The sequence below is a fragment of the Sanyastnella coralliicola genome, from assembly GCF_030845195.1.
Lineage (GTDB): Bacteria > Bacteroidota > Bacteroidia > Flavobacteriales_D > Sanyastnellaceae > Sanyastnella > Sanyastnella coralliicola.
Genome location: NZ_CP132543.1, coordinates 1,842,785 through 1,867,311 on the forward strand (window position 1 = coordinate 1,842,785; position 24,527 = coordinate 1,867,311).

The following is a 24,527-nucleotide window of genomic DNA, read 5'->3' on the forward strand; positions in this document are numbered from 1 at the left end:
ACATCCTTAGTCCCAAGTACGTCTATGTTTGGTTCACACCTTTCGATATGAATAAATTCGTCACACTCTGTTTTGTGTTTTCACTCATGATTGCGTGTAAACATGAAATTCCAGAACCATTATTGGTCATTGATCCTCCAACTGTATCTGAATTCCAATGCAGCGATGATTCAATTTATTTCAATGAACAAGTGCTCCCCATCTTCGCTTCAAGCTGCGCGGTCCCTGGCTGTCATGATCAATTGAATGCTCAAGAAGGTTTCGTTTTTGATTCTTATGAAAACATCATGGCCTCAGGTGAGATTACTCCTGGAGATCTAGACGACGGGGATATTGTTGAAGTCATCAATGAAGATGATCCAGATAAAATTATGCCGCCGCCGCCAAATAACTCCCTATCTCAAGAACAAATCGATATCATAGAGGCATGGATTCTTCAAGGCGCAGTGAATAATAGTTGTCCTGATGCTTTCTGTGACACCCTAGATGTCAGTTACTCAACGCGAATTGAACCGCTAATCTTAAGCAATTGTTCCGGATGTCATGACAGTGTTGACCCTACAGCAGGCTTGTCACTTACCAGCTACGATCAGATTTCTGAAATTGCGTTGAGTGGATCATTGCAAAGTTCCCTTTTAGGAATGAACGGATTCACCCTTATGCCATTTAATGGTAACGAACTTTCAGATTGTCAGATAAGAATGATAGAATTGTGGATAGATAATGGAGCTCCTAATGATTAAACGTATTGGAATCCTCGGATTCGTCTTTTGCATTGTGGCCTCTTCCTGTTATTACGACGTAGAGTCTGAACTATACCCTCAGCCCTGCGAAGTCAGAGAAAGTCCAACTTACAACGATCAAATTGCACCACTCATTGCACAAAACTGTGCCGTTCCTGGATGCCATTCGAGCACTGATCAAGGCGCACCACGTGTCTTCGAAAGCTACGACGCTGTAGTGCAGGCCATTGATGATGGCATCTTTCAAATGCAAGTAATCACCAACAAAGAAATGCCGCCTTCAGGGCCGCTACCACCTTGTGACATTCAACTACTAGAAGCATGGCTCGCAGAAGGAACACCGGAATAGTCACCCTTATTGCTATCCTCTTTTCGCTGTCTGCCAGCGCACAAATGGAGGACTGGGTGCAAACCTTTAAAGACACTCGTGTGATCAACGGACATTCTGTTGAGACCAACTTTAAAGGCGGCATGAAATTCATCATTAGCCACCGCTTTGGTCCGCTGAATGGTGGTACATATGAACTCTTTGGTCTCGATCAATCAACGATTCGCATCGGACTAGACTACGGTATCACTGATCGACTCACCATTGGTGCTGGTAGATCATCGCTCGGAAAACACTACGACGGTTTCGTGAAGTACCGCCTTCTGATTCAAAAGGAGAACGGCACACCCGTTTCTGTGACTGCCTTAAGCAACATGGCCATCAACACCCTACGCTGGGAGAATCCAGATCGTGAGAACTTCACGACTTCGCGCTTCTTCTACACGTGGCAATTGATGGTTGCGAAACGATTCAACGACGATTTTGCTCTGCAAATCATGCCGACCTTGGTACACCGAAACTTGGTTCCAAATAGAGATGTAGCACATGACGTCTTCTCTATCGGAGCTTCCGCACGATACCAACTCACCAAGCACCTAGCTCTTCAGTTCGAAGGATATTTCATTCCAGAAGATCAACTAGCGCAAGAATTTGAGATGCCGCTTTCCATTGGTGTAGACATTGAAACGAAAGGCCATCAATTCCAGCTTAGCTTGAGTAATTCGATGGGAATGACAGAGAAGATTTTCATTACCGAAACGAGGGGCTCATGGCTTGATGGCGGATTCGGAATTGGCTTCAATATCACTCGTGACTTCAGAATACGCGGACGCAAATGAAATACTTGATCACCCTTTCCTTTGTGGCTCTCACGCTCTTCGCCTTCCGTACCCCTACTTCTGAGGAAGCCGTTGATCGTGTCATTTCTCCTGAGACTCCACTACAGGAGGTGCTGCTCATGTTAGGCGAATCAGCTCCGAAGCACTACATCAAGGAGATTGATCCGGAGAAAGCACGCATGGGGAAAGAGATGGTATTCGAAGGAAGAGCTCAAACCTCAAAACTGGGATACTCCAATTACATCTCAAACATCTTCGTTTGTACTGACTGCCACAACCAGGTACAAGAAGATCCTGATCCAGCAAACCCAGATGTCGACGCGCGTTTGAAATACGCAGTAGAGAAGGATCTCCCCTATCTACAAGCCACTACCTTCTGGGGAATGGTGAATAGAAAAACCTGGTACAATGAAGACTATGTCCAGAAATATGGCGACCTCGTGGCACCAGCAAAGAACTCTTTGTATGAGTCTACTCAGCTCTGTGCACAAGAGTGTTCAAGTGGACGTGAACTCGAAGAATGGGAAGCTGAAGCGATCAATCATTATTATTGGACTCTTCAGCTACGTTTAAAAGATCTGAACCTGAGTATTGAAGAGATGATGGTGATTGATGAGGCTGTCAACACAAATAATGCAGATCAACATAAAGAAGCCATTGAGCTTTTGGAAGGTCATTACATGACAGCTTCCCCAGCTGATTTTGTGGAAGTCCCTACTGATCGAAAAGCGGGATATCCCAACACGCAGAAAGGTGACCCTGAAGTAGGACGTATCATTTACGATCGTAGTTGTAAGACCTGTCACCGTTATGGTGGGCCTTCTTTGTTCACGCTCGACGAGTCGAAGAAGACCTTCCGAATGATGAAGCGCAACATTGACAAAGATACGCCTTTCGCTTTGTATGACATTGTTCGTCATGGAACTTACGCAGAGCCCGGTCACCGCCAGTACATGCCACTCTACACAGCCGATCGAATGAGTGACCAGCAATTGGAAGACCTTCGCGCTTACATCGAATTCCGCGCAGCGAATTAAATGGACACCACTCCCCTGCAGGTCTCGATTATCATGGCAATTAAGGATACTGCTCCTTACCTGCCTGAATGCCTTGATTCCATCATTGCACAAACCTATCCACATTGGGAGCTGATCGCCATCAATGACCATTCGACGGATGAAACGCCTGAAATTCTAGCAGAGTACGCGAAGAAAGATGCACGGATTCGCGTGTTCCATTCTGATCGACCGAAGCTCATCCCGACATTGAAATATGGGTACCCTCATTGCCAAGGTCCACTGATGAACCGGATGGATAGTGACGACCACATGCCGGCAGATAAGCTGGAGACCATGGTCAACGAATGGCACAAGTATGGCAAGGGACATGTAATCGTTGGCGGTACAGAGCATTTCAGAGACGACGGCGAAGTCGGTGATGGATTTAAGCGTTATGATGCTTGGCTAAATCACGTGGCCAAAAACTCACTTCATCTTGAGGAACTCTACAAAGAGTGTGTAATTCCTTCCCATTGTTGGCTCATGCACAAAGAAGATCTTGACGCCATTGGTGCCTTTGAACCTGAGATTTACCCTGAAGATTACGACCTCACTTTCCGTATCGTTGAAGCCAATCTGAAGATCATCGGTATCGACAAGATTCTTCACCATTGGCGTGATCGAAGCAACCGTATTTCGCGCACTTGGGAGGAGTACAAAGACAACCGCTACTTCGATTTGAAGGTCACCAACTTCTTAAAGCTACACCACAACCCAGATCGTCCACTAGTCTTATGGGGCGCCGGAAGAAACGGCAAAGACATGGCCAAACTTCTCCAAGCTCGCGAAGTAGATTTTCATTGGGTTTGCGACAATGAAAATAAGATTGGCCACAATGTTTACGGTGTGATTATGCAATCAACCAACGCTATCGCGGAATTGGACAATCCACAAGTGATGATCGTCGTTGCAGCTCCAGACGCGAAGGCAGGAATTGAATCAATGCTTGTTGAGTTAGGGTTGAAGCGAGGTGTTGATTGGTGGTTTTTTGGCTAAGAGTTCTTGGTCTTAAGTTTTTGGTTGTTAGTTTTTGGTTGTTAGTTATTGGTTTCGGATTTGAAGAAGCTCTAAAGACCAATAACCAATGACTAAAGACCAAAGACCAATGACCAAAGACCAATAACTAAGCAAAATCCGTTTCGCGTAGTTGCCTTCCTTGCAACTTCAACTTCGTATCCAAGTAATACTCCAGCTCATAGATCCCGTTGCTGTAGTAGAAACGAATCTTCAGCGGGTTTTTGGCGAGTCCTTCCAGGTGTTCTTTGCGGATGTCTAAGTAGAAGTTCATGAGGGTGTTGACCTCTAACGGAAACAATGGCGTGCTTGCGGGGATGTTGAGCAAGGCTACGTCTTTCTGGTATTTGCGGAAAAAACGTTCGAGATCCTGTTTCTTCTTCGAGTTGTCGTAGACATTGGCTGGAAGCTTCAGAATGGTCTTGTAGACGGTTTCGATTTGACGCGACACGTTGTGCACGTCTAAGACTAAGTGAAGTCGGAACGTGCCAATTCCATCAGGTCCGTTTTCTATGACTTCGCCTTTGAATTCAACTGGACGAAGTTTCAAATGTGTTTCTGCAGATCTGCTGAACAAGTCACGCACTTCGTACTCTTCCATTTGCACAGATTCAAAGTTGAAGCGTTTATAGTAACGTCCGTCACTGGCCATGTGTGGCGCTTCGTTACTGCGTGGGATCTTCACCACGTATACACTCTGCGAGATCTTGTTCTGCACGCGAATGACATCAATTTGAAGGTCAGGAATACGACGTTTGATCTTGGAATTGATGACTTGCTCGAGCCATTCTTTAGGGTATCTGTTACCATCAACGAAGGCATAGCCAGCAGCTTTGTGGTGGCGTTCTGCAAGGCCATAGATGATGATTCCACCATCCGAGTTGGCCATGGATGAGACGTCTTTGCCTATCTCTTTTTTCTTGTTGTCTGTTGACGCTAGCGCGGAACCGGCTTTGAATTCAATGTGAACGGATTCTTCTGCTTGGGAACGAATGAGGTAATCGAGGTGAGCCTTGGTGTACTTACGTACTTTCAGCGGATACTCGATTCTAATTTCCTCTTTCATCTTATCGAAGCTTTTCCCAGCGTTTTCTTTTCAATTTACTGAGGAATTCGGGAGTCATCCCCAGATAGGAAGCAATATATTTCTGCGGAACCTTTAACTCAAGGTTTGGGTAATTCTTAATGAAACGTTCATAGCGATCTTCAGCTGTCAGCGAGATGCGATGAATGATTCGACGTTGGTGCGTAATCAGCGCATTCTGGAAAATGATCCGGTAATACTTCTCAAACTTCGGGTGTTCTCGTAGCAACTCCTCCATCTTCCATTTCCTCAACGCTAACAAGGTAGCGTCTTCCATACAACGGATGTGATAGGTAGATGTATTGCCTTTGATGAATGCTTCAAGCTCAGCTGTCCACCACCACTCTTGTGCAAACTGCATGACATGATCGTCGCCGTTCTCATCAACCACATAGGCCATCGTGCAGCCCTCCATCACCCAATAAAACGTATCAGAAAGTTGTCCCGGCTGTACAATGAAATCGCGCTTAGAAACTTTAATTTCTTCCATTTGCCCGAGCATGATCTCTACCTCTTCAACGGAGAGATCAACATAACGAGAAAGGTTAGCGTGGATCGCTTGGATGTCCATGGGTCTAAGATAACACAGTTTTATGGTTGACGGTAGACAGTGGACGGTGGACGGAAGGCTTTAGGCTTTAGGCAATGCGTTGCTTACTGCGTACGGCCTACTGCCTACAGCAAACATTTTTCACTAAATTCAAACCACGAACTACAAACCACGAACTACAAACCACGAACTACGAACTACCCACTACGCACTACGCACTTCGAACCCGTTGAAACCCTTCTTCATTGAAATTCAAAGATTCCCCTACCAAACACGTTTTTACTTGTAAGCATGTTGTTCACGGTGGTGAACAGATTCGTTATGTGGCGCATGACCATGATGGCGATTGGCAATTTATGTGTGGCGCGAATAGCCACTCACCGAGCGAGTCTATGCTGATTTCGCTGGAACAAGCGATTGAACTGGATGCTTCCTTGAATGATCTTTACGAGATGCCTCTTGGTGTGGGTGCGTGGAGAGAGGCCAAGGGTGAGCCTTGGAAGGTGTTTAGGGTGGAATGAATTCAGGCTTTAGGCCTTAGGCTATAGGCGTTAGTTATACTTGCGAAAGACTTTGATTGGACATGGAACAATTTCCGGAGGGAATTGAGTTTAAATACTCTTGGCGCACTTATCAGGCTCGGGTTCTTTCTGAACTGAGGCATCATCTGGATGACAATCACCTTCATGTGGTGGCCCCCCCGGGGTCAGGTAAAACGGTGCTCGGACTTGAAGTAGCTCTTCGATTGAATAAGCCGACGCTTATTCTCGCTCCTACCCTTGCGATTAAGAACCAATGGATCAGTCGTTTTTGTGAGTTATTCCTTCAAATTGATACCGAGCCAGATTGGATTTCGAGAGATATTAAGAATCCGAAATTCCTTACGGTGGCAACCTACCAATCGCTGCATGCGGCGTATACCGGGATGAAAGAGAGCGAAGGAATAGAGGAAGGATTAGAGGAAGAATTACAAGGAGTATTAGAGGAAGAATTAGAATTAGAGGAAGAAGGCGTGTTAGCATCGGGGGGCTTCATTTCAGCGTTGGCCTCTGTTTCTTTGGGCACTATTGTGGTAGATGAAGCTCACCATTTGAAGAATGCATGGTGGAAGTCATTGACAGCGGTGAAAGATGCCCTCAAACCTACCATCGTTGGACTGACTGCCACTCCGCCATTTGATGTTTCGTATCAAGAATGGAAACGTTACTTGGAGCTAAATGGCCCCGTTGATACGGAGATACCAGTTCCCGAACTCGTGGCGGAGGGAGATTTATGCCCACATCAAGACTATGTTCATTTCAGCTTTCCGAATCAAGCAGAGATCGAGCGAATTGAAGCCATCAGAGAAAAGATAGACGGAGCCGTCAGGGAATTGAAGTCTGACATTGACTTCATCAATGTCTTGAAGTCTCTTCCAATCATTGACCGACCACTGGATAATCTTGATTGGATTTATGGGAATATGGACGAGTACTCTTCATGTATCATCTTCTTAAATGGTATTGGAGAAGAAATCAGTCTCGATCATTACAACGTAGTGAGTGAAGGCCCCGCTACTTTTCCCGAGCTCGATTTAGAATGGTTGGAGACCCTGTTGGCCTTCTTCCTGTACTCAAAAGAACCCATGTTCTACAAGCATGAGAAGTTCAGGGAAAAGCTTCGGAACAAACTGAGGTCTCGGGGTGTCTTGCAAGGAACGTCTATCCGACTCAAGGAAAACAAGCACATCAATCGTTCTCTGAGTACTAGTTTAAGTAAGCTGGACAGTATTGTTGAGATTACTCAGTTCGAACACAAGAGCTTGAAAGAAGACTTAAGGGAAGTCATATTGACCGATTACATTCGGGCTGAATTCTTGGTCAATTCCACTACCAACGAATTGAAAATCGACAAGATTGGTGTTGTCTCGATCTTTGAACGCTTGAGAAGAGAACGTCTTGAATCACTTGAGTTGGGCGTTCTATCTGGGTCTGTTGTCATCATTCCCGTTTCCGCGCTAGCGAGATTCTTAGAATTAGCTCAGCAAAAGGGAATTGAAGACATCACCTCCATACCTCTTCCCTATGACGAAGAATATGTGCGGATCATCACATCGGAAAGGCTGAAACATCACCTTGTTCAACTGACAACGCAAGTATTCGAAGAAGGATGCTTTCAAGTATTGGTGGGGTCAAAGTCATTGCTCGGTGAAGGCTGGGATGCTCCCTCGGTAAACACGTTGATTTTAGCGAGTTTCGTTGGTTCCTATGTCCTATCCAACCAAATGCGTGGACGGGCCATTCGAAAAGATCGATCAAATACCGAAAAGACAGGTAACATCTGGCATTTGGTCTGTGTAGATCCGACGAGAGAGGATGGTGGGCAAGATTTAGAATTGCTCGAAAGAAGATTGGGCGGCTTTGTTGGCGTCGCTCACGGGAATGAACCACGCATTGAAAATGGCACCAAGCGACTCAATATTCCAAAGAAAGAACTGGATGAAGAGCGTTTAGCTCGATTCAATCAGCAAATGCTCCTTGAAGCAAGTGCAAGAAATACGTTGAAACTCAACTGGGTTACCGCCTTGAATCATGGAACTGTGCTCATTGAAGAAGTGCAACTTCCTTTCGCGAGTGACAAGGATAAGAGCTACGCAGAACTGAGAACAATGTACTACCGAAACACCATTGCCTCAGTTATCGGATTATTAATGATTATGATGACGTTCAGCGCTGAACTATTTTTTCACACCGTGATGCACTCTCTCGGAACATCGATACACCCCAAAACCTGGATCGCCTACATGCTTGTTTTCGCGGGTATATGTATCAGCTTATTTGTAGGTATGCTCTTTAGATCAGCCCGAATGTATCTGAGGTACAGAGACATAACCAAGGATCTACATAACATTGCGGAAGCCTTGGTTGATAGTCTGTGTGAGTCAAAGGCTTTTCAATCTCGACGTTGGGACATCACGGTCGTATCGCACGTGGATCACAGTGGTGCCATTCACTGCCATATCAATGGTGGCACTACCTATGAGAAATCATTGTTCGTCAATAGTTTGATGGAAATTGTTGGGGTCATAGATAATCCCAGGTACATCATTGTCAGAAAGAGCAAACTCTTTGGGGTGAAGAGCCAACAAGATTTTCATTCCGTCCCAGAGGTATTAGGGGCTAAAAAGAAAACTGCCGTTGGTTTCGAATCGAACTGGAAGACGATCGTAGGCGATTGTGAGCTCGTGTATACCAGAACCATTGCTGGTAGAAAACGCCTGCTAAAATCACGAATGAAATCACTGTCGGCACAATTCGTTCCACCTGCAGAACGTATGAGTAGATGGAGTTAACGTTGGTCACTAGCTAAGCATTATGAAAAAGTACCTATTCATCTGGATCTTCGGACTACTTGCCTGCGCTGGCACCACTCGTTCTGAAGAAGTGGTGAATGAAGCCCTTGATTCAGTAGTTGTTATCCCTATCCAGCCAGTTACTAGCGATTCGGTCCTCGTGATTCCTGCCGTCGATTCGTCCTCGGTAATGAACGAAGCTCCGATAGTCAGTCACATCGTTGATCCCGCTAGTGGTGAATTATTTATGGCTCACAAAGACTCTTCAGGGAATCCGTTAAGAAGCCTAGGGAAGCTTAAAGCGCATGTAGAAGCTGAAGGCAAAACTCTCACTTTCGCTATGAATGGTGGCATGTATATGGAAGATCGTGAGCCATTGGGACTCTACATTGAGAAGGGCCTTCTGAGACGAAAAATGAATTGGAGGAAAGACGCACATGGCAACTTCTACATGCAGCCAAATGGCGTGTTCTGCTTGACTTCAGATGGGGAAGCAAGAATTATGGCCAGTCAATTCTTCGAGTTCGAAGGAGTGTATTATGCCACTCAATCAGGCCCCCTCCTGCTGATTCGTGGAGAAATCAATGATCTATTCAATGAAGGGTCGACCAACTTGAATATTCGAAATGGCGTCGGCATTTTGCCTGACGGAAAAGTCATCTTTGCGATGTCGACAGAGAAAATCAACTTTTACGATTTCGCGGCTTTCTTCCAGGAACAGGGATGTCAATTCGCACTTTACCTCGACGGATTCGTCTCTAGACTCTATCTCCCAGAAAAAGGCCACCAAGATCTTCAAGGAAACTTCGGCGTCATGATAGGTACAGCGAAATAAGAAAAGAACATTTCGCCACTTCGCCATTTAGCCATTTAGCCTTTCAGACAAATTTCGAACTACCTTTATCCCTCAATCATATCGCATGACCCTCGAAGAACGCATAGAAGCCTCACAAACGAGCATTTTTAAGGCAGTATTTCCCAATACTACCAACCACTACGACACCCTCTTCGGGGGAACCGCTATGCAGCTCATGGACGAAGTCGCCTTCATTACGGCTACCCGCTTCAGTCGTCAACGAATGGTCACGGTATCAAGCGATCGTATCGACTTCAAAAAGCCCATCCCAGCAGGCACCATCGCCGAATTGCAAGGAAAAGTCATCTACCTCGGTAGAACGAGCCTGAAGATTCGCGTAAATATCTACATCGAACAGATGTACTCTGACCAACGCGACAAAGCCATCACCGGAGAATTCACCTTCGTAGCCATCGACGAGAGCAAAAGGCCCGTAAAAATCGAAGCTTAAGAAGTCTCCCTCTTTAATTCTCCCTCTCATTCTCATTCACACTCTTATTCTTATTCTTAACCTAGTTCAATGTACCTACATCTATCTCGTCCATAGCTTTGTTGTTATGTTGAAGCAATCATCGTTTCAACGCACAGAATATCAGCTATGCAAAAGAAAGTTTTAGGAATACACAAGACAGCAAATGAGCCGGTTGGAGCACTGAGTACCTACAGAGCGCTTCCAACACGAAGTTTACCTGAGCTTGATCCATTTCTATTGATCAACCATCATGGATTGCAGACCTTCCCCCCTCGCAATTCAGGTCTTCCGTTTGGTCCTCACCCGCATAAGGGATTTGAGACTTTGACCTTCGTTTTTGAAGGAAGCGTAGCCCATAAAGATTCTACTGGTGGCGTACATGTCACACACAAAGGAGGTGTTCAATGGATGACTGCGGGAAAAGGAATCGTCCACAGCGAAGAGTCTGACGATCAATTCAAAGAGCACGGAGGTGACCTCGAAATCATCCAAGTATGGATGAATCTTCCGAAGAGCCTCAAACTCTCCTCTCCTGACTATCAAGGATACGAAGAGCAAGATCTCGTCCACATCGCTGGTCCAAACGGAGCTTACGAATGGAATATCATCAGCGGTTCCGCCGAAGGCGAAAAAGGCCCACATGAATCAAAAACAGATCTGTTCATGTCGAGCCTAGAAGTAAACGCCGGAGAGACTTTTGAAACTGAAGTGTCTCCTGACAGGAATGTCATGTTATACCAAGTTCGTGGAGCCTCTAAAATCAACGGATTTGAAGTCAACATGCGCGAGATCATCGAATTTGCGAATGAAGGAGAAGCTATTTCCATTCAAGCCAAAGAAGATTCGCTCTTCCTCTTCTGTCACGGTGCACCAATCAACGAACCGGTGGTAGCTCACGGTCCTTTCGTGATGAACACACATGAGGAAATTAATGAAGCCATCTTCGAATATCAAACAGGAAAATTTGGGAACATTCCCGCTTAAACATAAAAACGATAATCATGGAAAATACTGCGACAGCAACAAAGTGGATCACAGACACAGCGCACTCTGAACTTCAATTCAAAGTGAAGCACCTCGTGATTACAACAGTAACTGGTCAGTTCAAGACATTCAACGGAACCGTTAACAGCGAAAGCGAAGATTTCAATAACGCGAAGGTCAATATCGATGTAGATCTAAACAGCATATACACAAACAATGACGATCGCGATAACCACCTTCGTTCTGGAGATTTCTTCGACGTAGAAAATCACCCAAAGATGACTTTCGCTAACGGTGTGCTAGCGCATGACAACGGTGATTACAAACTCACTGGAGACTTGACAATTAAGGGCACCACAAAACCAGTAACATTCGATGTTGACTTCAATGGTGTAGCAAAAGATCCTTGGGGTAATATGAAGGCTGGATTCGAATTCTCAACAGCAATCAACCGTAAAGACTTCGGATTGACATGGAACGCCACTACTGAAGCAGGCGGACTATTGGTTGGAGAAGATGTGAAGATCATCGGCTCAGTTCAGCTGCAGGCGGCAGCTGAGGAGTAAGATCCTTTTCACAAATAATTTGCAAAACCCCGGGAACAAACCCCGGGGTTTTGTTTGTTATAGGGGTATGCATCAGCGCCATGAGATCATCGGTTTGAAGAGACTGCGGGTGGGAAAGAAGATCGTAGGCTATGAGCGCCAAGAGAATCAAGCCCCCTTCTACAGCAAAGATCTTTTCTGGTGGAACGGTGAACGCCTTCCTCACTCGGAATTTGACCGAGCCATCGGCCTGCGCGATAAAAACAACCGATACGTCTTCATCAACGACATTGTAGAAGTCGATACAGGCAAACGTTTCCGAGGCAAAAAGATGTACCGCATCGCCGAATATGAAGGCAAAGTAGGCTTGATCGCTCTCAAAGGCGATAATCACAAAGAACTCGAACACTTACTCGAAGTAAGGAGCTTCGAAGTGTTATCGTTTACTTTCTTGCATGATGATATACCGAACTCTTACTAAGAGGCCTAAGGCCTATGGCTTAAGGCGTAAGTGGATTGTTATGTCCATTCATAAGAGATTAGGCAAAAGCCTTAGGCCTTAGGCCTTAAGCCATATGCCATCAGGCTATAGGCCTGAGAAAAAAGTTAACTTTAGTCCGAAACCAATTTCCATGAGCTTTCGACTGATTGTCACTTGTCTCTGTCTACTGCCCTTTTTTGCTTCTGCGCAAAGTCTTAAACAATGGACTGCCCTCGGGGATGATGCATGGGCGCGGAATGATGTGCTTGCTGCTGCGGAGTATTATGCAGAAGCTTACGCCATTGACAGCGCTGACTTTGATATGACCATCAAATATGCTGAGGCATTGCGGGCTTCTCGAAACTCTAAGAAGGCTGAATACCTCTATGCGAAGGCCTTTAATAAGGATAAAGGGAAACTTTTTGAACTTGGACAATTCCGCTTAGCGGAGATGCAAAAGGCCAATGGCAAGTACATAGAGGCACTTCGTAACTACAAAAAGTTTAGCAAGAAGTACAAGCGGAAAAAAGACAGTTACCTCTACCGTAAATCGTTACAGGAAATTGAGAGCTGTACTTACGCCTTGAACGCTCGTCGTTTGGATGGGCCGGTTACCGTTGAAAGACTTCCCGGCAATGTCAATACTACAGAGTCTGAATTCGCCCCGTTTCTTTTCGATAGTACCCTTTTCTATTCCTCGTTTAGAGAAGAAGCGAACCACATCTCGTTCTGGAGAGCCTCAATGGAAGACTCACTCTACAACATTGATCAAGGATACGCGGCCAAGTTTGAGAAAGACTTTGATTCTGGGAACCTTGTCTTCTCCCCTGACCGATCCCGAGCTTATTATGTTGAATGTCCGGATAGCTCATGCCGCATCATGGAAGCAGAAGTTGTAGAAGGTCGCATTCAACCAGGGCGTTCTATTCCTACCATCAATAGCATCGAATACAACAGCACCATGCCTTGGGTTGGTCTGTACAAAGGACAAGAAGTTCTATTCTACTGCTCTGACCGCCCTGGCACACGCGGACAGTTGGATATTTGGTGGACGTTCAGAAATGACGACGGAAGTTGGCAAGCGCCGGCAAATGCTGGAGACAACGTGAATACTCCTGATAATGAGCTCTCGCCTTATTTCATCAATGAGCAGCTGTTCTTCAGTAGCAACTGGCATGTTGGCTTTGGTGGGTACGACGTGTTTCGCTCGAAAGGATATCCCCGCAGTTTCCAGGAACCTGAGAATCTTGGTTACCCGGTGAATTCAAGTCAAAACGATCTCTACTACCGATACTTTGATGAATTGAACGGCGGCTTGATGGCTTCAAATCGTCCGGGAAGTCTTGGTAACTCAACTTACTGCTGCAACGACCTCTACTTGGTTCAATTCCGTGATTCGCTTCCTGTAGACACTCCAGAGGTATTCGTTTCGCTGCGTCAGTTGAATGAATATTTGCCAGTGACCCTCTACTTCCACAATGACGAACCAAACCCTAATACACGGGATACCACCACTACGCTGAGCTACAGTGATTGTTTTGACTCCTACCAGCAACTCAAAAACAAATACCTCAAAGAGAACGCGAAAGGGTTGTCAGGTGACAAAAAAGAGGAAGCAGAATACGATGTCGAAGACTTCTATTCACTCTTCCTTGAAAAAGGTTTCAATGACCTCAGCATCTTCTCTGATCTGCTTCTCCAAGAACTAGAAAAAGGGTTCAGTATTCAGTTGACCATTAAAGGATTTGCTTCTCCCCGTGCCGAGAGTGACTATAACGTCAACCTAACAAGAAGAAGAATTGCCAGCTTAGTAAACTACCTGAACGATGCCAAGGATGGTGCTTTCATGCCCTACATCAATGGTGAAGCCGATAACCACGCCACCCTCACCTTCACCGAAGTTCCATTCGGTGAATACGAAGCTGACCAACAAGTAAGTGATGACCTTTCCGATGAACAAGAGTCAATCTACTCTCGCGGCGCTCGTCTAGAACGAAAGATTGAAATTCAGTCAGTTCAGCGCGGAATGCCAGATAGCCTTTTCGCTGCTTCTGGCTTTGATAAGCTCGTTCACAATTTTGGGCTTGTTACTTCTAACACTAGCGTGGAAACGCTTTTCCGCTTAACCAATAACGGCACTGACACCCTCCGCATAGACTCCATAGCCAGCAGCTGCGGATGCACCGTTCCAACCCTCGAAAAAACAGTCCTCGCCCCAGAAGAATCCACAGACATCTTGGTGGTATTCACTTCTGACCAACAAAAAGGACAGGTAGTACGCTCTATTCTTCTCTTTACGAATGAAGCATTGGAGCCGAGGGAGATTCAGATTACGGCAGAAATACAGTAAGGGCTTATGGCTTATGGCTTAAGGCTTAAGCCCGTCTGAATTCTGAATTTCAACTTGAAATTCAGCGACAACTAAAGTACCTCGAGCTAGAATAGCCATTCTTAAAGACATACGCCTTAGGCCTTAGGCCATAAGCCTTAAAAAAAGAAAGCCCCCAAAACGGAGGCTTTCTGTTAAGGGCACGCATGCGTGTCCCTATATTTCTTTTTTCAATACTTCGGCGTCACTCCCATGTTCTCAAACATGAAAGCCCACTTATCAGCTTGTTCGTCAAGAATCTTTGAGGTTGGCTTACCAGCGCCGTGACCTGCGCGTTCTTCGATGCGAATTAGTACTGGTGCCGATCCTTGGTGAGCTTCTTGGAGGCGAGCTGCGAACTTGAAGCTGTGTGCTGGAACTACACGGTCATCGTGGTCAGCTGTTGTTACCATGGTTGCTGGGTACGCTGTACCGTCTTTCAGGTTGTGAAGTGGTGAGTATCCGTATAGGTTGTCGAAATCAACTTTTGAGCTGTCTGCACAACCATATTCTGGAATCCATCCCCATCCTACAGTGAACTTGTGGTAGCGAAGCATGTCCATCACACCTACTGCAGGGAAGGCAACTTGGAAAAGGTCTGGACGTTGCGCCATACATGCTCCAACGAGAAGACCGCCATTTGATCCACCAGCGATCGCTAGTTTGTCTTGGCTGGTGTAGCCTTCTGCAATCAGGTATTCACCTGCAGAGATGAAGTCGTCAAACACATTTTGCTTGTTCAACAACATTCCGTCGCGGTGCCACTCTTCTCCAAACTCACCGCCTCCACGGAGGTTGGCCATAGCATATACCCCACCATTCTCCAGAAGAATGATGTTTGATGTGCTGAAGCTAGGTGTCAATGAAACGTTGAAACCTCCATATCCATAAAGCAAGGTTGGGTTGGTACCGTCAAGTTGTAGTCCTTTCTTGTGAACGATGAACAATGATACTTCTGTACCGTCTTTGCTTTTGTAGAACACTTGCTTCGACTCAAAGTCGTCTGGATTGAACTGAAGCTTTGGAGAGTAGTACAGTTCTGATTCTCCTGTTTCGATGTTGAATTCGTAGATTGATGTTGGGTAAGTGAACGACGTAAATGAGTAGAACAAGGTTGTGTCATCTTTCTTCGCACCGAATCCACCTGCTGAACCAGTGTTGTCTGGAAGCTGAACTTGTGTCATTTCAGTCCCGTCTAGGTTCCCCATGTACACACGAGTGTTGGCGTTTTCAAGGTAAGTAGCGAAGAGTTTACCTCCACCGGTACTTGCACCTTCAAGCAAATTGTCTGATTCAGCAATCACTGTCTTCCAGTTCTCTTTAGCCGGGTTGTTAGGATCGATAGAAACTACACGATACTTCGGCGCATCGATATCAGTTTGAACAAGGAATCGTCCGTCAATGTGGTCAATCACACTGCTTTTATTCTCGAAGCCTGTGAATAGTGGCTGGAATCCTTTTGAACGATCAGCGAGGTCCATAAAGTAGCACTCGTAACCATCAGTTCCTGTAGACGCATATAGAATGAGGTACTTATCGTCCTCTGTTGTTCCACACCAGTGATACATGTTCGGTGCATCATCATTCGAGTAGATCAACTCATCTTCCGACTGATCTGTTCCCAATTTGTGGTAGTAGACACGGTGGAAGGTATTCGCAGCACTGTACTCATCTCCTTCTTGCGGCTCTGGGTAGCGGCTGTAGAAGAATCCATCTTCGTACCACGCAGCTCCTGAGAACTTCACCCAGCGAAGGATATCACCAGTCTCTTCACCAGTCTCCACGTTCATTACGCGGATTTGACTCCAATCTGATCCGGCTTCGCTGCGGTTGACAGCTACATATTTATCGTCATTTGATGCTCCCATCAACGATGCCGTTACCGTTCCGTCTTCGCTCAATGCGTTTGGATCGATAAATACTCTGTCTTCTCCATCACGTCCTTTACGCACGTAGATCACTGATTGATTCTGAAGACCATCGTTCTTGTAAATGAAGTAATACTCCCCAACCTTATTTGGTGAGCTTACCTTTTCGTAGTTGAAGAGTTGCTCGTAACGATCACGAATCGCATCGCGGTACGAGATACTATCTAGGAAACTGCGAGTCACCGCGTTTTGGGCTTTCACCCAAGCGGCTGTTTCTTCTGAATTATCATCTTCTAACCAGCGGTAAGGATCTTCTACAGGAGTATCCCATAGCGTATCTACCACAGCTTCTTTGCGCGTTTCAGGGTATTCTAGCATGACTGTTGATTCCATTTCGGCGTTATCGCCAGACGGATCACCACCACATGAAGCAAGGATCATTGCTCCTGCAGCGAGGATGGAGGCTTGTTTGTACATAGCAATTGGTTTTGAGCCACCAAGATATATCAGCTATGCATCTGTTCTATAAAAATGTGACCAGCGGTAAGCCTACCGTGTCTTCGCAAAAATTGTCGGGAATGAGCGTTGTGCTTAAAGAAGGGAGATTCTTCCCATCAATTCATCCTTGTAGGTGCGAGATACTGGAATATCACGATCAACCACCTTCACTTGGTATTGAATAGTATCAATATGATCGATGAATTCTAGGTTGACAATGAAGTTTCGCGACACACGTACAAATCGTTCTGGAGGGAATTTTTCCAAAAGCTCCTTCAACGACGCCTTCACATTGTACTTTTTCTCTGGAAGATGGATACTGCTGTATTTCCCTTCTACTTCGACGTAGCGCACGTCGTCAATTGGAATTTTGCGCAATTTGTTCCCCACCTTAGTAAAGAAGTATGTCGGATACTCGAGGTGAACCCCATTGCCATTTGAATGATGCCCATTGGTTCCGTTAGTGCCATTGGTTCCGTTGAGGTATGCTTCTGAAGAGCCGTTACCTGTATCGTACAATAGAGCCAACTCTACAACTCGGCGGATTGAACCTAGGTCTAACGGATTCGGCAGGAATCCGAAAGGCTTGAACTCTTTCAATTTGGTAAAGACTACATCATCTTTCGTATCCGTAATGAATACGATTGGTGTCTTTCTGTAAGCGTTCGTCGCTTGAATAATTCCCTTCGCTGCCTCAATCTGATCTTCTCCCACTTGAAGGATTAATAAATCAGGAATTTGAGCCTGATCTCGGAATTCATCAACAGACGGATAAGCCTCGTATACTACGACGTCATAGCCCAGTGCTCCAAGGAGCGTATTGAGTTCAGACCGAATACTTGCTTCGTCAGAAATGACGATTATGTCTGGTGTTTGTTCCATGTGGTTTCTCGCTGCTTACATAAGAACAATGACAGCTCAAGGTTGTTCATCTGCGACTTATACCTATTTATGGTCATTTCTGGTGACCTTATTGCTATTTTTGCGTCAGTATGGAAAGGATTTTGATATCTACAAGTAATCCGCAGGAAGAAGAGGATGTACTGGTCTTAACCGAAGAGGTTGATGAAAAGCAAATTGTGCTCTTCAACGACGAGGTCAATACCTTCGATTTTGTGATCGAAAGTTTGATCAAAGTTTGTGGCCATGACCCAATTCAAGCGGAGCAATGTACCATCATCGTCCACTTCAAAGGAAAGTGCTCTGTGAAAAAAGGCACCTTTGAAGACTTAGAACCGATGTGTACCGCCCTACTTGATCGCGGTTTAACCGCTGAAATTCAATAACATGAAGACACTACGCGTACTTTCCCTCCTTGCTCTAGTAGCCTACCTAATCAGTTGTGCTAAAGTGCCTATTTCAGGTAGGCGACAGATGAATCTTCTAAACGAAGTCGAATTAATCGACATGTCATTGGAGGCATACAATGATTTCCTATCACAATCAAATGTGCTCCCTCCTTCTGATCGCCAAGCCCAGATGGTATCAGAAGTTGGACAGAAGATTTCAGTTGCTGTTGAGCAATACATGAACGATAACCACCTTCAGAAGCGCATCGAAGGCTTTCAATGGGAATTCCAGACGATTGATGACCCAACGGTAAATGCTTGGTGTATGCCTGGTGGTAAGATTGCGTTCTACACTGGTATTCTCCCGGTATGCGAAGATGAAGCTGGTATCGCAGTTGTCATGGGTCACGAAATCGCTCACGCGATAGCTCGACACGGAAATGAGCGCATGTCTAAACAGTTGGTTATTCAAGCTGGAGGTGTCACCCTTGCTGTGCTAACAAGCGAAAAGCCACAAATGGCGCAAGACCTCTTCCTCATGTCATATGGAATTGGAACGACGCTCGGCTCATTGAAATTCTCACGTCAGCATGAATCTGAAAGCGACATGCTCGGTCTTGTCTTCATGGCAATGGCAGGATATAACCCTGAAGAAGCCCCTGCTTTCTGGGAGCGAATGTCAGCGCAAAGCGGCGGACAAGCACCGCCTGAATTTCTTTCAACGCACCCGAGTCACGAAACACGTATCGCTGATCTGAATGCATTTATGCCAGAAGCGATGCAATACTACAACCCTTGATGCAAGGAGACATCGATACCTTCGAAAAGGTACAATTGCTGGTAGATTCCTTCTATGGAAAAGTGAGGTCTGATGATCTACTTGGCCCTATTTTCGAAAATGTGGTTCAGGGTAACTGGCAGCCTCATCTCGAAAAGATGTATCGTTTTTGGCAGACGATTCTTTTGTTTGAGCATACCTATTCTGGCAGCCCCTTCCCTCCACATGCGAAACTTCCCATTGACAAATCCCACTTCAAGCGTTGGCTAGAACTATTTAGAGCAACAGTGAAGGAAAACTTCGAAGGTGAAAAAGCCACGGAGGCTGTTTGGCGCGCTGAGAAAATGGGCGAAATGTTCAACTACAAGCTCGAATACTTGCGCTCTAATCCTTCCAATTGATTAATTATCAATCGACTTAGATATCGATTAACATTTTTTTACGATCTTCAATTCACCTTAACTAATTGTGATGCGTGGATTGATCTTAACCCTCGCAGCAACTTGCTTTGCTTGCTATTCATGTGCCCAGACTTACGAAGCCCTTGGAAATTCATTGGGGTTATCGGTAGACTACGGGAGTCCAAATTTCGGTAACGGAATCAGTTTGTACGACATCAATGGCGATGGCTATGATGACCTTACTACGTCAACCGATGGCAATGGAACCCACATTTATCTGTGGAACAATGACTCCTTTGAATTACTCACTGTATTGCCTATTAGTGGTGACGCCAAAGCGGTCATCTGGTCTGATGTAGATAATGACGGTGATGCTGATTTGTTGGTCACACAAAGATTCGGATTTGAACAGCTCTGGATTCAAGACAACCTCGAATTCACCGATGAAGCATCTGACCGGGGTGTACCTCAAGAAACAGATGCAGACACTTATGGGGCAGCCGCTGGAGACTACGACCTAGACGGCGATTTAGACATTTATATCTGTAACTACGACTGGGGTGTAGGGTCGCATAATTGGTTGCTCCGAAACGATGGTACCGGTCATTTTGAGGAAGTTTCAATAGAACTCGGAGTAGATAACGGGGTCGTACCGAGCTTTATGCCTAGCTGGGGAGACTTCAATAACGATGGTTGGCCGGATTTGTATGTAATCAACGATAAGTCACCTAGCAATACCATGTACTTAAACAACGGAGACGGTTCGTTCTCTGACGTCTCGGAAAGTTCAGGAACCGATATCGTGATCGATTGCATGAGTAATACTGTTGCGGATTACGATAATGACGGTGATCTCGACATATACATGACCAACGATTTTAACGGAAACCGCCTACTCCAGAATAACGGTGATATGACCTTTACCGATGTCACTGAAACAACGGGAACAGCCGTAGGACGGTTTTGTTGGGGTGCTGCGTTCTTTGATTACGATTGCGATGGAGATCAAGATTTACATGTCAGCACAGAAGATGCCATGTTCAACCATCAAAACATCTTCATGCGACAAAATGAAGTGGGTTCATTCTCTGAATCAAACAACCTCTTCAATCCTCTCAGTCTTTTTCAAGCCTATGCCATTGCCACCGGGGATATCGACCGTGATGGATTCCCAGAGATTGCAATTACCAGTCGTACGCCTAACAATGTCTCGTTCTACAAAAACTCTGGAGCCAACAACTACTGGATTGCTGTGTCGCTTGAAGCAACCGTTTCGAATCCAGAAGCGATTGGTTCTTGGGTTACCGTGACCAATGACTCTGGTTCACAGTATAAGTACACACAAGCTGGATCAGGCTACCTAGGGCAGAATTCATCGAATTGCTTATTCGGTTTTGGTGCTAACGGCAGTGACGTGACCATTGAAGTAAACTGGCCATCTGGTTGGACGGATACTGTGAACGCAAACATGAACGATTACAACGCGATTGTTGAAGGTTCGTCCTATGAAGTGATCTTAGCAAATCAAGAGGAAATATTCATTTGCCCAGGTGACAGTTTGATCTTAGACGCGGGTGAATATGAAGAATACTTATGGTCTAATGGACATAACGAAAGATATCTCACCATCTATGAACCAACGAATATATCAGTTCAGGTATTGACCCCTTATGGATTCTTTGCAAACAGTGATGAATTGACCATTTCAGCTGCACCTGAAGCTGAGATATTAATGGAAGCACAGGATGTTACTTGTTTCGAAGAAAGTGACGGTGCATTCCTTTGGGAATCTGATCAAGTCAACTTAATCCTGTTCGATGGTAGCTTCGTCAATTCGAACGTTGAAGGATTGTCAGAAGGATTTTATGAAATGACCCTTTACGACAACTACAACTGTTTAACTGACACAAACATTACAATATCTTCTCCTTTGCAACTTACTCCTTCTTTCACCATCGTTGAACCACTCTGTTTTGGAGATGACAACGGATGGATTGAAGGTGAATGTACCGGTGGTGTGGGTGAAATCACACAGGATCCGGCCAATGCAACGCTGAACAACCTAGTAGCTGGATCGTACTTGATCACCCACACTGATGAAAACGGTTGTGAAATTGATAGTCTCGTAGTGATTTCTGAACCAGAAGAACTGGTGGTTTCCATTGATGTAACCGACGCCACTGAAGACGCTCTCGGTTCCGCGTTAGCGAATGTAACCGGAGGAACACCCGATTATACCTATATATGGTCATCAGGCGGAGACGAAAACTTTGAAGAAAATCTAGAAGAAGGAAACTACGTGCTGACGATAGTAGACGGAAACGGCTGTTTGCTTAACACGCCATTCTCCATTGACTTCATCGTAAGCACAGAACAGCTATCTCGCAACGAATTAAGAATCTACCCGAATCCAACCAACGGACAAATTATCATTGAAGGACTGCAAATTGGAGATCAAGTTGATGTAGTCAATGCCTCAGGAGCTCTTGTATTATCAACACAGCCAAGGTCGAATCAACTAGATTTAAGCCAATTCACTACAGGAGTTTATCTCCTTCGAATCGTATCCGTTGATAAAACATATGCGTTCAGATTAGTTATCGAGTAAGCGCTTTATGTATCTTCCGGCATGCGCTGGATTAAACGAATTTTCTTACTCCTCGTCATCATCGCTGGAGTGGCCTCTATCTATGCTTATTGGTATGCATCTTCACGTGTACCTCAATACGAAGGCGAGATTGATCTCCCAGAGTTGAAAAGCGAGGTAACCACCACTTTCGATGCGCACGGCATCCCTCATATTAAGGGTGAATCAGCCGAAGATGTTTATATGACGCTCGGCTATATCATGGCTTCTGAGCGATTATTTCAAATGGAAATGTTGCGACGTGTTGGTCGGGGTGAATTAGCTGAAGTTCTAGGCGATAAAGGTCTAGGACCTGATCTTTTCTTTCGTGCGTCTGGTATTGCTGAATATGCTGATCGTTCTGCTGAAGCGTTTGAAAGTACTTTCGCTAGCGCGGAAGAGTTAAATGAGTGCAGAGCATTCATCGAAGGGGTGAACGCCTTCATTCGAACAGGAAAAGAACCGCTCGAATTTAAACTGGCTGGAATTCCCTTGACAGAATTCGAATTGCGCGATTTATATGCCATCGCTGGTTACATGGCATACAGCTTTGAAATCGCACTTCAGACAGATATGTTGGCAACAGAACTTGAACGCCAACACTCTGAAGAATGGCTCCAAAGTATGGGTTTAGTAAGTTCGTCCCTCCCTCCTTTCCGCCCATCGTGTTCAACCGATACTACTGAAACCATACTGCTTCCAGATCTCCTTGGGGAACTGGGAATACCTGTGTTTACCGGCTCAAATTCTTGGGCAGTAAATTCTAGTAAAAGCAAGAGTGGAGCTCCCATCTTGTGCAATGACACCCATATCGGATACGGGCTTCCACAGGTATGGTACGAGGCGGCACTTGAATTCCCTGGTGTAAAGACCTACGGAAACTTCCTACCTGGGATCCCTTATGCCTTGGTCGGACATTCAGATCATCATGGATGGGGACTCACGATGTTTGAAAATGACGACATTGACTTTTACCGTGAATACGAAAATGATGCTGGTGAGTTTATCTATGAAGGCAACGCCTACGCACCTTCCTTCAAAGAGCATGTGATAAAGGTGAAAGATGCTGCTGACACCACGATTTCGGTGAAGTGGTCAAAGCACGGCCCGATAATCAATGAAGTGGTAGAGGAAATTCCAGACTTCCCTCCTTATGCCATGCGTTGGGAATACCTACAAACAGACAACCAACTCATCACTGCATTTAGAAATATGATGCGGTCGAATGAATTGGAAGAATTTGAATCAGCGATTGCCCTGATTCACGCACCTGGATTAAGTATCACCTATGCAGATAAAGATGACCATATTGGAAACTGGTCTTGTGCCCGTATTCCTCATCACCCTGCTCATGTAAATCCTAAAACCGCGATCGACGGTAGATACGCGAGCAATGAAATCTTGGGTTACCTTGATTTCAGCAGAAACCCACAGTGTGTTGATCCTGAAGTTGGCTATTTAGGTACAGCGAACGAGGCTCCCGAAATGATGGACTCTGTCTTTGTTTATGGCTACTACGTCCCGCCTAGCCGTGGAAAGCGTATTAGAAAACTATTATCTGAGACAGATCAATGGGATGTCAGCATGATGAAAGATCTGCTCCTCGATGTCTATAACGACGACGAAGCCATTATTTCTCAGCGACTTCATCGCATCCTTACCAACAGTGATTTTGAGTGGACAGATATAGAACAGGAAGCCATCGCTTTGCTTGATTGGGACGGCCATTATGGAATCAATGAACCTTCTCCAGTAGTATTCACACCGCTTCAAATGGCCATTTTGCGGTCGGGTATGCAAGACAAAATGACCCCTGAGCAGTTTGAACGCTTTGCGCATACGCATTGGTGCAAAAGGTTCTTGCATATCGCCTTGAATGATCCAGACCATGAAGTGTGGGATGTCAGTACCACTGATGCGAAAGAAAAACTACAAGATCATGTTGGTAATGCGTTTAGAAGTGTGGTCGCACAACTGGTCGGACTCTACGGTAATTCTACCAAAGATTGGTCTTGGGGAGAAGCGCATCAATGGGGGCCTCCTCACCCATTTAAAGACGTTCCAGTCGTAGGTGATTGGTTGAGTCTCGATCCGATGCCAATGTCTGGAGGAAATGAGACCATTTCTCAGTCTGGTTTCACCCCTTCTTCTGCAGGCTATTACATCGGAAGATTTGGTGCTCAAATGCGCATCGTTTTAGACCTTTCAGATGTTGGAAATTCGGAGAGTATCGCGCCTACCGGGCAAAGCGGACATCGTATGAGCAAATACTATGATGACCAGGCTGATATGTACCGAAAAGGTGAGTTCCGACTGCAACGAATTTCGGCTGATCCAAACGGAAAAAAATTAGTGTTTAAGTAGCCAACCCTTTTCACCTATTTACGTCATAGATATGAACCTTGACCACACTG

The 24,527-nt window shown here is 45.4% G+C and carries 22 protein-coding genes; 18 read left to right on the forward strand and 4 right to left on the reverse strand.

The window, feature by feature from the left end; translation table 11 throughout:
- Positions 1-47 precede the first annotated feature (47 nt).
- Genes RA156_RS07780 through RA156_RS07800 form a run of 5 tightly spaced genes read left to right on the forward strand, consistent with a single transcriptional unit; the run spans position 48 to position 3,964 of the window.
- The gene (locus RA156_RS07780) at positions 48-743 is read left to right on the forward strand and encodes a c-type cytochrome domain-containing protein (RefSeq protein ID WP_306644007.1); all 696 of its coding nucleotides are present in this window, start codon (positions 48-50) and stop codon (positions 741-743) included.
- A complete protein-coding gene (locus RA156_RS07785; RefSeq protein WP_306644008.1) occupies positions 736-1,092 on the forward strand; it encodes a hypothetical protein in 357 nt (118 codons plus the stop codon). Before RA156_RS07780 ends, RA156_RS07785 begins: the two co-directional genes overlap by 8 nt.
- Positions 1,065-1,910, forward strand: coding sequence for a DUF5777 family beta-barrel protein (locus tag RA156_RS07790; protein ID WP_306644009.1), 846 nt, complete (start codon positions 1,065-1,067; stop codon positions 1,908-1,910). Before RA156_RS07785 ends, RA156_RS07790 begins: the two co-directional genes overlap by 28 nt.
- Entirely contained in the window at positions 1,907-2,947 is a 1,041-nt protein-coding gene (locus RA156_RS07795) for a c-type cytochrome (protein WP_306644010.1), read from the forward strand. The genes RA156_RS07790 and RA156_RS07795 overlap by 4 nt, the downstream gene beginning before the upstream one ends.
- 33 nt (positions 2,948-2,980) lie before the next feature.
- The gene (locus RA156_RS07800; protein ID WP_306644011.1) at positions 2,981-3,964 is read left to right on the forward strand and encodes a glycosyltransferase family 2 protein; all 984 of its coding nucleotides are present in this window, start codon (positions 2,981-2,983) and stop codon (positions 3,962-3,964) included.
- Positions 3,965-4,091: 127 nt separating this feature from the next.
- On the opposite strand, the gene RA156_RS07805 is transcribed toward RA156_RS07800, so the two are convergent.
- Positions 4,092-5,048, reverse strand: a complete 957-nt coding sequence (locus RA156_RS07805) for an AlbA family DNA-binding domain-containing protein (RefSeq protein WP_306644012.1) — start codon at positions 5,046-5,048, stop codon at positions 4,092-4,094.
- 1 nt (position 5,049) lies between these two features.
- Complete coding sequence (locus RA156_RS07810) at positions 5,050-5,637, reverse strand: Crp/Fnr family transcriptional regulator (RefSeq protein ID WP_306644013.1); 588 nt, start codon at positions 5,635-5,637, stop codon at positions 5,050-5,052.
- A gap of 224 nt (positions 5,638-5,861) precedes the next feature.
- On the opposite strand from RA156_RS07810, the gene RA156_RS07815 reads away from it, so the two are divergent.
- The 8 genes from RA156_RS07815 to RA156_RS07850 all read left to right on the forward strand — a co-directional run bounded on the left by RA156_RS07815 (position 5,862) and on the right by RA156_RS07850 (position 14,635).
- Positions 5,862-6,137 (forward strand): hypothetical protein, encoded by a 276-nt coding sequence (locus tag RA156_RS07815; RefSeq protein WP_306644014.1) that lies wholly within the window; start codon positions 5,862-5,864, stop codon positions 6,135-6,137.
- A 62-nt stretch (positions 6,138-6,199) separates the two neighbouring features.
- Positions 6,200-8,947 carry a DEAD/DEAH box helicase family protein gene (locus RA156_RS07820; RefSeq protein ID WP_306644015.1) on the forward strand — a complete coding sequence of 916 codons (2,748 nt, stop codon included), beginning with the start codon at positions 6,200-6,202 and terminating at the stop codon, positions 8,945-8,947.
- A 22-nt stretch (positions 8,948-8,969) separates the two neighbouring features.
- The gene (locus RA156_RS07825) at positions 8,970-9,782 is read left to right on the forward strand and encodes a phosphodiester glycosidase family protein (protein ID WP_306644016.1); all 813 of its coding nucleotides are present in this window, start codon (positions 8,970-8,972) and stop codon (positions 9,780-9,782) included.
- A gap of 85 nt (positions 9,783-9,867) precedes the next feature.
- The gene (locus tag RA156_RS07830; protein WP_306644017.1) at positions 9,868-10,254 is read left to right on the forward strand and encodes an acyl-CoA thioesterase; all 387 of its coding nucleotides are present in this window, start codon (positions 9,868-9,870) and stop codon (positions 10,252-10,254) included.
- Positions 10,255-10,401: 147 nt separating this feature from the next.
- Positions 10,402-11,259 carry a pirin family protein gene (locus RA156_RS07835; protein ID WP_306644018.1) on the forward strand — a complete coding sequence of 286 codons (858 nt, stop codon included), beginning with the start codon at positions 10,402-10,404 and terminating at the stop codon, positions 11,257-11,259.
- A gap of 17 nt (positions 11,260-11,276) precedes the next feature.
- The gene (locus RA156_RS07840) at positions 11,277-11,825 is read left to right on the forward strand and encodes a YceI family protein (RefSeq protein WP_306644019.1); all 549 of its coding nucleotides are present in this window, start codon (positions 11,277-11,279) and stop codon (positions 11,823-11,825) included.
- Between the two features lie 67 nt (positions 11,826-11,892).
- On the forward strand, positions 11,893-12,285 hold the full coding sequence (locus RA156_RS07845) for a hypothetical protein (protein WP_306644020.1): 393 nt from the start codon (positions 11,893-11,895) through the stop codon (positions 12,283-12,285).
- Between the two features lie 151 nt (positions 12,286-12,436).
- Positions 12,437-14,635, forward strand: a complete 2,199-nt coding sequence (locus RA156_RS07850) for a DUF1573 domain-containing protein (RefSeq protein ID WP_306644021.1) — start codon at positions 12,437-12,439, stop codon at positions 14,633-14,635.
- A gap of 209 nt (positions 14,636-14,844) precedes the next feature.
- On the opposite strand, the gene RA156_RS07855 is transcribed toward RA156_RS07850, so the two are convergent.
- Together RA156_RS07855 and RA156_RS07860 are read right to left on the reverse strand one after the other, a co-directional pair.
- Positions 14,845-16,998, reverse strand: a complete 2,154-nt coding sequence (locus tag RA156_RS07855) for a prolyl oligopeptidase family serine peptidase (RefSeq protein ID WP_306644022.1) — start codon at positions 16,996-16,998, stop codon at positions 14,845-14,847.
- Positions 16,999-17,112: 114 nt separating this feature from the next.
- The gene (locus RA156_RS07860; protein ID WP_306644023.1) at positions 17,113-17,901 is read right to left on the reverse strand and encodes a LytR/AlgR family response regulator transcription factor; all 789 of its coding nucleotides are present in this window, start codon (positions 17,899-17,901) and stop codon (positions 17,113-17,115) included.
- 110 nt (positions 17,902-18,011) lie between these two features.
- On the opposite strand from RA156_RS07860, the gene RA156_RS07865 reads away from it, so the two are divergent.
- From RA156_RS07865 to RA156_RS07885, 5 genes are all read left to right on the forward strand, one after another.
- On the forward strand, positions 18,012-18,305 hold the full coding sequence (locus RA156_RS07865; protein WP_306644024.1) for an ATP-dependent Clp protease adaptor ClpS: 294 nt from the start codon (positions 18,012-18,014) through the stop codon (positions 18,303-18,305).
- Position 18,306: 1 nt separating this feature from the next.
- Positions 18,307-19,107 (forward strand): M48 family metallopeptidase, encoded by an 801-nt coding sequence (locus RA156_RS07870; protein WP_306644025.1) that lies wholly within the window; start codon positions 18,307-18,309, stop codon positions 19,105-19,107.
- On the forward strand, positions 19,107-19,487 hold the full coding sequence (locus RA156_RS07875; protein WP_306644026.1) for a group III truncated hemoglobin: 381 nt from the start codon (positions 19,107-19,109) through the stop codon (positions 19,485-19,487). Before RA156_RS07870 ends, RA156_RS07875 begins: the two co-directional genes overlap by 1 nt.
- Before the next feature lie 70 nt (positions 19,488-19,557).
- Complete coding sequence (locus RA156_RS07880) at positions 19,558-22,095, forward strand: FG-GAP-like repeat-containing protein (protein WP_306644027.1); 2,538 nt, start codon at positions 19,558-19,560, stop codon at positions 22,093-22,095.
- 21 nt (positions 22,096-22,116) lie between these two features.
- Positions 22,117-24,477: a penicillin acylase family protein gene (locus RA156_RS07885; RefSeq protein ID WP_306644028.1), complete on the forward strand. Its 2,361-nt coding sequence runs from the start codon at positions 22,117-22,119 to the stop codon at positions 24,475-24,477.
- Positions 24,478-24,527: the final 50 nt, after the last annotated feature.

What these genes read in the sequence shown, in the direction of transcription:
- RA156_RS07825 (WP_306644016.1), top strand. Translation starts at nt 8,970, where the DNA reads ATGAAAAAGTACCTATTCATCTGGATCTTCGGACTACTTGCCTGCGCT.
- RA156_RS07780 (WP_306644007.1), top strand. Translation starts at nt 48, where the DNA reads ATGAATAAATTCGTCACACTCTGTTTTGTGTTTTCACTCATGATTGCG.
- RA156_RS07810 (WP_306644013.1), bottom strand. Translation starts at nt 5,637, where the DNA reads ATGGACATCCAAGCGATCCACGCTAACCTTTCTCGTTATGTTGATCTC.
- RA156_RS07800 (WP_306644011.1), top strand. Translation starts at nt 2,981, where the DNA reads ATGGCAATTAAGGATACTGCTCCTTACCTGCCTGAATGCCTTGATTCC.
- RA156_RS07870 (WP_306644025.1), top strand. Translation starts at nt 18,307, where the DNA reads ATGAAGACACTACGCGTACTTTCCCTCCTTGCTCTAGTAGCCTACCTA.
- RA156_RS07885 (WP_306644028.1), top strand. Translation starts at nt 22,117, where the DNA reads ATGCGCTGGATTAAACGAATTTTCTTACTCCTCGTCATCATCGCTGGA.
- RA156_RS07835 (WP_306644018.1), top strand. Translation starts at nt 10,402, where the DNA reads ATGCAAAAGAAAGTTTTAGGAATACACAAGACAGCAAATGAGCCGGTT.
- RA156_RS07805 (WP_306644012.1), bottom strand. Translation starts at nt 5,048, where the DNA reads ATGAAAGAGGAAATTAGAATCGAGTATCCGCTGAAAGTACGTAAGTAC.
- RA156_RS07875 (WP_306644026.1), top strand. Translation starts at nt 19,107, where the DNA reads ATGCAAGGAGACATCGATACCTTCGAAAAGGTACAATTGCTGGTAGAT.
- RA156_RS07855 (WP_306644022.1), bottom strand. Translation starts at nt 16,998, where the DNA reads ATGTACAAACAAGCCTCCATCCTCGCTGCAGGAGCAATGATCCTTGCT.
- RA156_RS07820 (WP_306644015.1), top strand. Translation starts at nt 6,200, where the DNA reads ATGGAACAATTTCCGGAGGGAATTGAGTTTAAATACTCTTGGCGCACT.
- RA156_RS07880 (WP_306644027.1), top strand. Translation starts at nt 19,558, where the DNA reads ATGCGTGGATTGATCTTAACCCTCGCAGCAACTTGCTTTGCTTGCTAT.
- RA156_RS07830 (WP_306644017.1), top strand. Translation starts at nt 9,868, where the DNA reads ATGACCCTCGAAGAACGCATAGAAGCCTCACAAACGAGCATTTTTAAG.
- RA156_RS07850 (WP_306644021.1), top strand. Translation starts at nt 12,437, where the DNA reads ATGAGCTTTCGACTGATTGTCACTTGTCTCTGTCTACTGCCCTTTTTT.
- RA156_RS07865 (WP_306644024.1), top strand. Translation starts at nt 18,012, where the DNA reads ATGGAAAGGATTTTGATATCTACAAGTAATCCGCAGGAAGAAGAGGAT.
- RA156_RS07785 (WP_306644008.1), top strand. Translation starts at nt 736, where the DNA reads ATGATTAAACGTATTGGAATCCTCGGATTCGTCTTTTGCATTGTGGCC.
- RA156_RS07845 (WP_306644020.1), top strand. Translation starts at nt 11,893, where the DNA reads ATGCATCAGCGCCATGAGATCATCGGTTTGAAGAGACTGCGGGTGGGA.
- RA156_RS07840 (WP_306644019.1), top strand. Translation starts at nt 11,277, where the DNA reads ATGGAAAATACTGCGACAGCAACAAAGTGGATCACAGACACAGCGCAC.
- RA156_RS07790 (WP_306644009.1), top strand. Translation starts at nt 1,065, where the DNA reads ATGGCTCGCAGAAGGAACACCGGAATAGTCACCCTTATTGCTATCCTC.
- RA156_RS07795 (WP_306644010.1), top strand. Translation starts at nt 1,907, where the DNA reads ATGAAATACTTGATCACCCTTTCCTTTGTGGCTCTCACGCTCTTCGCC.
- RA156_RS07860 (WP_306644023.1), bottom strand. Translation starts at nt 17,901, where the DNA reads ATGGAACAAACACCAGACATAATCGTCATTTCTGACGAAGCAAGTATT.